This window comes from Verrucosispora sp. SN26_14.1, assembly GCF_004307965.1.
Lineage (GTDB): Bacteria > Actinomycetota > Actinomycetes > Mycobacteriales > Micromonosporaceae > Micromonospora.
The window spans coordinates 1-9,538 of record NZ_SISL01000226.1 but is presented as its reverse complement, the minus strand read 5'-3'; the positions used below and the strand labels follow the sequence as shown (position 1 = coordinate 9,538).

Below are 9,538 nucleotides of genomic sequence, written 5' to 3'. Positions count from 1 at the left end.
GGCGGTGGCGGCGACGTCGACGCCCACCGCCCAGCCGGACGCGGTGGCCCGACCGGCGGGTCTCGACGACGCGGCGACCGCATCCGACGCGGCAGTGGTCCCGGTGGTACGCCCGCACCGGCGCCCGCTGCGGGTCGGCGGGATCCACGTCGCCCAGCTCGTGGCCTGGCAGGCGGGTGCGGCCGGGGTGCTGGCCGCGAGCGCGCACGGTCTGCCGGTGACCGTCGCGGTGGCCACCGGTGTGGTGCTGCTGCTCTCGCCGACCGTGCTGCGGCACCGGGGCCGGTGGCTCTATCAGTGGCTGGCCGTCTGGTGGGGCTACCGGGGCAGACGTCGGCAGCTCACCGCGACCGGCACGGACGCGGCCTGGCAACTGCTGACCAATCTGGAGGGCAGCGTCGAACTCGACCAGGTCGAGATCGACGACCAGCCGGCCGTGCTGTTGACCCATCGGGGCGGCCTGAGTGCCGTGCTGGAGGTCGACCCGACCGAGGGCGCCCTGCTGATGGGTGCGCCGCAGGCCCTGCCGTCGCCGGTGTCGCTGTTGCCGGCGGCCGACCCGGACACTCCGGCCGTGGCGGTGCAGGTGTTGATCCAGGTCACCCCGGCGCCTCGGGCCCGTTCCGCAGCGGTGGACCGGGCGTACCGCGAGCTGACCGGCGGGGAGGTGCCGGCGAGCCGGCAGGCGTGGGTGGTGCTCCAGGCACCACGTACCCCCGACTTCCACGCCGACCGTGACCTGCGCCCGGCCCTCACCGCGGCGATCCGCCGCACCCGACGGCAGTTGCGCCAGGACCGGGTGGCCGCGCGGCTGCTCAACCGGGACGAGGTGCTGGCCGCCGTCGCCGGGCTGACCCATCTCACCGACGGGCCGACCGGCGGTGACCGGCCGCTGGCCCGGGAGGGCTGGCGGCACTGGTCGGCGCAGGGCGTCCCGCAGAGCTGCCACCGGCTGCTCGACTGGCCGCGTCGGTCGTGGGAGGTCGATCCGCTGCTGCGCGGGCTGCCCGCGGTGGCCGGTGTGGTGTCCATCGCGGTGGCCCGGGACGCCACTCGCGCCGGTGCCGCCGGCACCGTGGTGGAGGTGGGCTTCCGGCTGATCGGGGCCGATGCCGACGCACTCGCCGCCGCCGACCGCGCACTGGAGGAGGCGGTCCGTGGTCACGGGGGTCGCCTGCAACGACTCGACGGCGAGCACGCGTACGGCGTGGCCGCCACCCTGCCGCTCGGAGGCTTCCTCAGGTGAACGGCGTCGCCTTTCCCGGCAGCCGGATGGGGCTGCACGTCACCGACGAGGCCGCCGTCGCGGGCCTGCACCTGGTCGCCGGGGGCGGCGGGCTGGTGGTCGGGCGCAACCGGCAGCAGGAGCCGGTGGGGCTGCGGGTGTTCCGGGCCGAGCCGACCCGGCTGATGCTGACCGGCGGGGTACGCGCCGCCGAGCTGCTCGCCTTCCGGGCCCTCGCGCTCGGTGCCCGGCTGTTCATCCAGACCGCCCGCGAACAGGAATGGGACGCCTTCCTGCGGCGCTGCGTGATCGGCCGGGAGATCGCCTCGTTCCTTCCTCCGGGAGTGGCTCCGCCGGTGCCCGCCACCCCGACCGAACCGCAGCTCGTGGTGATCGACACCGGTCCGGTCACCGGCCCGGACACCAACCTCAGCGCGCCCTGGCGGGCCACCCTCGTGGTCCGCGACGACCTGGCCGGTTGGGACGTGGAGGTGCTGGTCCGCAGCGACATCGTGGTGCTCCAGCGACTCACCGAGGCCGAGGCGGCGACCGCCGCCACCGCCCTCGGTCTGGTCAGCGTGCAGGGCTGGTTCACCCAACTGCATCCGGAGATGGTCGGCCTGATCACCAAGGGCAAGGTGCAGTGGGTGATGCTCAGCATGACCGGCACCGAAGGCCAGCTCATCGGTCCGGTGGCCCGGGGCGGCTGACCGCCGCACCTCGGCCGCCACCGCCCGTCGGTCATCCGGCGGCGCTGACCGACGGTTCATCCGGCGGCGCCCTCGCCGGGCAGCGCGGTGGCCCGGACCCGGCCCACCAGGACGATCACGGCCAGCACGAGCACCAGCACCACCACGAAGGCCAGCCGCAGGTCGAGCGCACCGGCGAGCAGACCGATGACGGGCGCGGCCAGCAGCGCGCCGGGCCACTGGCCCATCGCCACCACCGAGACCCCCTCACCGGAGGTCAGGCCGGGCTGCTCACCGGCGAAGCCGAGCACCGTCGGCGTGACGCAGGCGAGACCGAAGCCGAGCAGGCCGAACCCGGCCATCACCGCGGCGGGGTGCGGGACGGCCAGCGGCAGTGCCAGCCCGGCGGCGGCGACCAGGGCGGAGAGCCGGACGAAACGGATCCGGCCGAAGCGCCCGGCGAGCGAGTCGCCGACCAGTCGGGCACCGGCGGCGGCCAGCGAGAGACAGGTGTACGTCGCGGCGGCCAGCACCGCCCCGGCGGCGGCGACCTCGGTGGCGTACAGGGCGCTCCACTGGGCGCCCGCCATCTCCACGAAGGACGCCAGGAACGCGATCGCGGCGAGCAGCAGGAGCTGGGGCGTGAACCGGTCGCGCAGCCGGCGGCGCGCCTCACCCTCCTTGGTCTCCTGGCGGGGTGTGTCGGGCAGCCACCGCTGGGTGCCGATCAGCAGCACACCGAGCAGGGCACTGGTGATCGCCATCTGCACCGACGGGGAGAGGCCGATCGCGGCGGCTCCGGTGCCGCTGAGTCCACCGGCGAGCATGCCGATGCTGAACCCGGCGTGGAACGTGGACAGGATCGGGCGGCCGTACTGCTTCTGCACCTCGACCGACTGCGCGTTCATCGGCGTGGCCAGCAGGTTGGCGGCGAATCCCCAGACCGCCAGACCGCCCGCCAACGCCACCACCGTGGTCGAGGCGGCCAGCAGCGGCGCGTTGACCAGGATCAGGGCGGCACCGGCCAGCGCCAGGCGGCGGGTGTTGATCCGGCTGATCAGCACCGCGACCACTACGAGCGAGATCAGCTCACCGGCGTTGGTGGCGATGTTCGCCAGTCCCCAGCCGGTGTTGCCGAGGCCGACCGCGTCGCGGACGTCCGGCACCCGGGAGGACCATCCGCCGATGGCCAGGCCCATGATGACGAAGAGCAGCACCACCGAGTAGCGGGCCCGGACGGCGCTTCGCGGCACCGGTGGTGTCACCCGATCGGCGGGCTGGTGCGTCGAGGTGTCCGTCATGGTCGTCGTACCTCTCCCGAGTCGGCCTGGATCCTGGTCCCCGCCTCTCCCCGCTCCTTCTACCCCGCCGCGTGATCGAAGAAGCACGCGCCGTCAGGGAGCCGGAGTTGCGCCGGGCAGCGGTCCGGGTCGTCGACGAGGGCGGCGACGACCGCCAGGTAGTCGTCGATCAGCCCGTGGACCAGGTCGTCTTCGAAGAAGCTGCGGTTGCGGATGAAGACCCCGCCGGCCCGGTCGTCGTCCACCACCACGATCGGCGACCCCCGCTTCAACCAGACCGGCAGGCAGTCGGCGGGTACGTCGGCGGCGACCACCGGCGCGGGTGTGCCGGGAGCGGGACGCGCCGTGATGTCGAGCGGTTCGACCCGCAGCCCGGGGCAGTGCAGCACCGGTGAGGCGGAGGCCGCCGACTGGAACCAGGCGTCGAAGAGGTGACTGTCCGGCCAGGGGCGCTGCCGGACGAAGTCGGGGTGCACCGCCTCGGCCACCCGGTGCAACGGTGCCACGTGGGCGATCGCCTCGGTCAGCGAGGCGTGCGCGGCACGGACCACCGCACCGAGTGGTGCGTCCGGTGCGATCTCCACCGGCACGTACACGTTGTTGGTGAACTGGCCGATCAGGCGCTGCGACAGCGGGCTCTCCCGGCCGAGCGTGGTGGTGCCGAGCACGATCCGCTCCCGACCGGCACGCCGCGACAGCATCACCAGGTAGGCGGCGAGCAGCAGGACGTACGGGCTGGTCCGGGCTCGTCGGGCGGCCGGGCGCAGGCGGGCGGCCACCTCGGGTGGGATCGCGAAGCGGGTGGCCACCTCGGCGCTCAGGTCGGCGTCGGGGGCCGGCGGGGTGGCCGGGAAGAGTTGGTACGGCGACACCGGCCGCAGCCGATCCCGCCAGTGGGCGGCCCGGGTGGCGGCGTCGACCCCGCCACCGGCCAGTTCCGTCTCCTGGATCGCGGCGAGCCCGGCGAAGTCGACGCCGAGCGGCGGTTGCGGGCGGACCGCGCCCAGTCGGGCCGCGTACGCGTGACAGAGGTCCTCCACGAACAGCCGGCACGACCAGCCGTCGGAGACCATGTGGAAGAAGCAGAGCGCGAGAACGTGTTCGGTCGCGGAGAGCCGGATCAACGCGGCCCGCCACAGGGGCGCTTCGGTCGGGTCGTACGCGACCGTGCGGTGCTCGTAGGCGATCTGCTCGATCCGGGCCTGCTGGGCGGCGGGCGACTGGCCGGTGAGGTCCACCTGGACCAGGGGTGACCGGACCCGGGGCAGGATCTCGATCTCCGGCTGGACGCCGATCCGGACGAACCGCATCCGCAGCGCGTCGTGCCGGTCGACGACGTCCTGCACGGCCTGCCCGAACGCGTCGACGTCGAGCCGACCGGAGAGTCGACGGAACTCCACCACCACCAGGCGGGCGGCACCCGGGTGGGCCGGGTCGAGGGCGGTCATGAACTCCCACATCATCTGCTGGCTCGGGGCCAGCGGCAGGGTGGTCGGCACGCCGGCTCCTCTCACGCCGCGACCGGTTCCGCCCGCGACGGGGCGACCGGTTGGTAGTCGGCCTCGTCCGGGGCGCGGAATCCGGTGAAGAGCAGGTCGGGGCGGCGCATCCGGAGTGCGGTGACGAAGGCGGCGCCGTCGAAGAGGGTCTCGATCGCGACGCAGGCCACCGACTCGGCGAGGGCGCGCGGGCCACGGTCGTCGCCGAGCCGACCGGGTGTCTTCGCAGCCACCAGCGCCGCCGCGACGGCCGGCACCGCGAGCAGGCTCCGTCCGCCGGTACGCCGTGCCGTGGCAAGCCCGGCGGCGGCGGTCACGGCGAGCGCGCTGACGGTGTTCAGGACGAACCGGCGGCGGTGCGGGTGGGCCAGGCAGAGCCACTGTTCGGATCGCCCGTACGTGGTGAACCGGTACGCCACGGCGCCGACGGTCTCGGCGACCGACGTGTCGTGGGTGACGACCGCCTCGGGCTCGGCGAGCAGCGCGTACCCGGCGTCGGTCAGCAGCAGGCCGAGGTGCAGGTCCTCGCCGCCGATCGGCATCGGGGAGTCCTCCGGGAAGCCGCCGACGGCGTCGAACGCGACGCGTTTCACGGCGGTGTTCGCCCCGGCGCCCCAGGACACCCGCTCGTGGTGCAGCGGCCGGGTCAGGTCACCGAGCAGCAGGTAGGAGCGGCTCATCACCCGGAAGAAGGCACCCTCGCCGGGTTCCACCAGGACCGGCCCGGTGACGCCGGCGACCTCCTCACCGCTGGCGCGCAGCCGGGCGGCATACCGGGTGATCAGGTCCTCCGGCACCCGGCAGTCGGAGTCGGTGAACAGCAGCAGGTCGTGGCGGGCGTGCCGGACGCCCAGGTTGCGTTTGGCCCCGACGTGCCGGGGGCCGCGTACGTATCGGGCGCCGTACTGGGCGCAGGCGGCCCGGTGGGCGGCTGCGGCCGCCGGTGCGGAGTCGTCGACCACCACCACCTCCACCGGCTCCGGGCAGTTCCGGGCCGCCTGTTGCAGGCTGCGGAGTTGCCGGCGCATCTCGGGCACCCGGTCCTTTACCGGGATGACCACCGAGACACCGCGCTCGACGCCGGGTGGTGCGGTCGGCTCGCTGCGGAATGACTGCGGGGATCGGCTCATGTCCCGAGGGTCGGCCAGGCCGATACAACGCCGATACACGGCATCGACGTCCGCCGGTATCCGACGTGTACGGAGGATGTATCGACCGGCAGCAGTGTCGACGGCATGACGACCTCCATCCGTACCGACCGGCGGCTCGCCGTAGACGGTGGCCGACCGTTCCGACCGCCGGACCGGCCGTGGCCCCGCTGGCCGGTCCCCGCCCCGGACGCCGAGCGCAACCTCGCCGCCGTGCTGCACGGAGGCCGGTGGGCGATCAGCAGCCCGACCTGCGGCGACACCCCGCTGTTCGAGCGCCGGTTCGCCGCCGACTTCGCCCGCTACGTCGGCACCCGCCACTGCGTACCCGTCGACCACGGGTCGAGCGCGCTGGTGGTGGCCCTCGAATCCCTCGGCCTCGACTTCGGCGACACCGTCCTCGTCCCGGCCCTGACCTGGACCGCCTCGGCCACCGCCGCGCTGCGCGCCGGGCTGGTGCCGGTGCTGGTCGACGTGGACGCCGACACCGGTTGCGTCGGGCCGGACGACCTCGACCTGTCGGTGGACCCGCGCGCCGTGGTGGCCGTGCACTGGGCCTCGAACATGGCCGACATCCCGGCACTGGACGCGGTCACCGCGCCCCGGAACATCTCCATCGTGGAGGACTGCGCCCAGGCGCACGGCGCCACCTGGCAGGGCCGTCAGGCCGGCTCCCTGGGCCGGATCGGCTGCTTCAGCTTCCAGCACGGCAAGGTGCTCACCTGCGGTGAGGGCGGTGCCGTGGTCACCGACGACGACACCCTGGCGCCGGTGTTGCAGGAGTTGCGGGCCGACTCCCGCCGCTACCGCGACGGGCGCCCGGCCCCGGGTGAGCTGGATCTGGAGGAGAGCGCCGGGATCCAGGGCGCGAACTTCTGCCTGAGCGAGTTCTCCGCCGCCGTGGCCTGCGCCCAACTCGCCATCCTGGATGAGCAGCACACCGTCCGGAACCGCAACTATGCGCTGCTCACCGAACTGGTGGCCGACCTCGACGGGGTACGCCTGCTGCAACCCGCACCGGCGCAGACCCGGATCTCCATCTATGAGGGCACCATCGTCGTCGACGAGCTGCCCGCCGGGATGAGCAACGCCGACGTGGCCACCGCGCTCACCGCCGAGCTGGGCAAGCGCTTCTATGTCACCGACGAGCCGCTGCACCGCAGCCCGCTGCTCCAGCCCTGGACCAAGCCGCTGCTCGCGCCGCTGGCCGAGCGGTTCACCGCGATCCACCGCGACCGCGCGTACCCCAAGACCGAGTGGCTCGCCGCGCACAGCGTGCAGACCCATCACAGCACGTTCCTCGGCACCGAACCCGACATGCACGACATCGCCGGCGCTCTCGGGAAAGTGCTGACCCGCTGATCCGTACCCGCCACCGAACCGCGTGCCACCGACCCGGCGCGCCCAGAGAAGGGACCTTCCGTGACCGTCACGCACAGCGAGACCCCGCAGAGCACGTCCTCGTCACAGAACTCCGACGGGCCGATCGGCCTGTGGCTCAACGGCGCCCGAGGTTCGGTCGCCACCACCGCCGTCACCGGCCTGTTGGCGCTGCGGGCCGGGATGACCCGGTCCACCGGCTGCGTCACCGACACCGACATGCTGCGCGACGTGCCGCTGGCCGGCTGGGCCGACATGGTCGTCGGTGGGCACGACGTGGTGGACACACCACTGGAGAAGAAGGCGGAGGCGCTCGTCGACTCCGGCGTGATCCCGGCCCCGGTCCTGGCCGCTGTCCGGGGCAACCTGCCCGAGGTCGAGGGTGAGCTGCGCACCGGCTACGACGCGCAGTCCCACACCGGCAGTCAGGCCGAGGCGATCGACCGGCTGGCCGCCGACATCGAGGAGTTCCGCAACCGGCACGGGCTGGCCCGGGTGGTGGTGGTCAACGTGTCGTCGACCGAACCGCCCGTCGACTTCCGACCGGAACACGACGACCTGGAGGCACTGACCCGCGCGCTGGCCGACCCGGACGCCCGGGTGCTGCCGCCCAGCTCGGTCGTCGCGTACGCGGCCTTCCAGGCCGGTTGCGGGTTCGTCGACTTCACCCCGTCGACCGGGGCGCGGTTGCCGGCCCTGGAGCTGCTGGCCCGCCGGCAGCAGGTGCCCTTCGCCGGGTCGGACGGCAAGACCGGTGAGACGCTGCTGCGGACCGCACTCGCCCCGATGTTCACGTGCCGCGCGTTGCACGTGCTCTCCTGGGCCGGGGTGAACCTGCTCGGTGGCGGCGACGGGGCGACCCTGGAGGACCCGGCGAACGCCAAGAGCAAGCTGAGCTCCAAGTCGGGCGTGCTGCCGGCGCTGCTGGGCGAGGACGTGACAGCCCCTCTGCACATCGACAACGTGCCGGACCTCGGCGACCACAAGACCGCCTGGGACCACGTCTCGTTCGAGGGCTTCCTCGGCGTCCGGATGTCCATGCAGCTCACCTGGAGCGGCGTCGACTCGACGTTGGCCGCGCCGCTGGTGCTGGACCTGGCCCGGCTGACCGCCGCCGCGCACCGGGCCGGTCACGTCGGCCCGGTCGAGGAGCTCGGCTTCTTCTTCAAGGACCCGATCGGCTCCGACGAGCACGCCCTCGCCGACCAGGCCCGGGCACTCACCGAGTGGGCCAACGGCCTCGACCGCGAGGCCGACAGCTGAGCCGTCCGCGCCGCAGGCGCGGGCGACCGCGCCGGCGGTACCGCCCGCCGTAGCCACGAGGAGCCTCCCATGCCCCCACACACCCAGAGCCGGCCGGACCGGCGGACCGGGGATCCGGCGTGGACGCCGATCCTGACCACGCTCCGCGCCCCCGCACTGGACTGCCTCCAGACGAGCTTCGCGCTGCTGGCCGACCACGCCCACGGCACCGGCAGCCATCTCGCCCTCGGCGCACGCGTCGAGTTCCGCACCCGGGAGCGCGCCGGGCCGCCCACCGTCGAGGCCACGCCGGACGACCGCGCCGCCGAGGCGGTGGGCCTGCTCGGCCTGCGGGTCGAGGGTCGATGGACGCAACTCGACGGGCCACGGGTCCGTCGGCTGTTCGCCACCGGCCAACCGTTGTACGTCATCGCGGACGCCTACGACCTGCCCTGGTGCCCGTACGAGGGTCACGAGCACATGCGGCACAGCTTCCTCGCCACCGGTGACGGCTCGGGTGCGGTGACCGTGGTGGACGCGTACCACAACGACACCGCCTGGGGGCCGGCGCGCCCGGGCGTGTGGCGGCTGCCGGTGGACGAGTTCGACGCGGCGCTGGCGGGCGGTGCCCACACGCTGGCCATCACCGCCGGTCCGGCGCCGGTCCTCGACGTGCCGGAGATGCTGGCCGGCAACGCGGAGCGGGCCCGGCAGTCCCGCCCGGCGGTGGCCGGACATCTCGCGTCGCTCACCGAGACGCTCACCACCGTGGATGGTCTGCACCGGTTCGTCCTCGACGTGTGGCTGCTCGGGCGCGCCCGCCAGTTGCACGAGCACTGGTTGGCGTCGGTCCGCCCGGAGGCCGCCGCCGCGCTGGCCGGGCAGGCGCAACGGTGGCAGCAACTCTCCGCCCGCAGTTACGTGGCGTTGCGCCGCGCCCAGGCGGGACGCCCCGCCTCCCCCGAGCTGGCCGACGCGCTGGGCGCGCTGGTCGACGAGTACCTCTCGGTGGTGGAGACGATCGGGGCCGCGCCGACGGCGGACGGCGACGCAC

At 73.8% G+C, this 9,538-nt stretch carries 8 protein-coding genes; 5 read left to right on the top strand and 3 right to left on the bottom strand.

Features of this window, described 5'->3' with window-relative positions; genetic code table 11:
- The coding region (gene eccE / locus EYA84_RS19485) for a type VII secretion protein EccE (protein ID WP_131054479.1) at nt 1-1,246 on the top strand (1,246 nt) is incomplete at its 5' end.
- Nucleotides 1,243-1,935, top strand: a complete 693-nt coding sequence (locus tag EYA84_RS19480) for a hypothetical protein (protein WP_131054478.1) — start codon at nt 1,243-1,245, stop codon at nt 1,933-1,935. The genes eccE and EYA84_RS19480, both read left to right, overlap by 4 nt.
- A gap of 56 nt (nt 1,936-1,991) precedes the next feature.
- On the opposite strand, the gene EYA84_RS19475 is transcribed toward EYA84_RS19480, so the two are convergent.
- From EYA84_RS19475 to EYA84_RS19465, 3 genes are read right to left on the bottom strand one after another with little or no spacing between them, the layout of a single operon-like run.
- Nucleotides 1,992-3,215 (bottom strand): MFS transporter, encoded by a 1,224-nt coding sequence (locus tag EYA84_RS19475; RefSeq protein ID WP_131054477.1) that lies wholly within the window; start codon nt 3,213-3,215, stop codon nt 1,992-1,994.
- Between the two features lie 59 nt (nt 3,216-3,274).
- Complete coding sequence (locus EYA84_RS19470; protein ID WP_131054476.1) at nt 3,275-4,714, bottom strand: condensation domain-containing protein; 1,440 nt, start codon at nt 4,712-4,714, stop codon at nt 3,275-3,277.
- An 11-nt stretch (nt 4,715-4,725) separates the two neighbouring features.
- On the bottom strand, nt 4,726-5,844 hold the full coding sequence (locus EYA84_RS19465; protein ID WP_131054475.1) for a glycosyltransferase family 2 protein: 1,119 nt from the start codon (nt 5,842-5,844) through the stop codon (nt 4,726-4,728).
- 105 nt (nt 5,845-5,949) lie between these two features.
- Here EYA84_RS19465 and EYA84_RS19460 point away from each other — a divergent pair, with 105 nt between their 5' ends.
- The 3 genes from EYA84_RS19460 to EYA84_RS19450 form a co-directional block, all read left to right on the top strand.
- A complete protein-coding gene (locus tag EYA84_RS19460) occupies nt 5,950-7,224 on the top strand; it encodes a DegT/DnrJ/EryC1/StrS family aminotransferase (RefSeq protein ID WP_131054474.1) in 1,275 nt (424 codons plus the stop codon).
- A 60-nt stretch (nt 7,225-7,284) separates the two neighbouring features.
- The gene (locus EYA84_RS19455; protein ID WP_131054473.1) at nt 7,285-8,505 is read left to right on the top strand and encodes an inositol-3-phosphate synthase; all 1,221 of its coding nucleotides are present in this window, start codon (nt 7,285-7,287) and stop codon (nt 8,503-8,505) included.
- Nucleotides 8,506-8,574: 69 nt separating this feature from the next.
- On the top strand, nt 8,575-9,538 hold a 964-nt coding region (locus tag EYA84_RS19450), incomplete at its 3' end, for an acyl carrier protein (protein ID WP_131054472.1).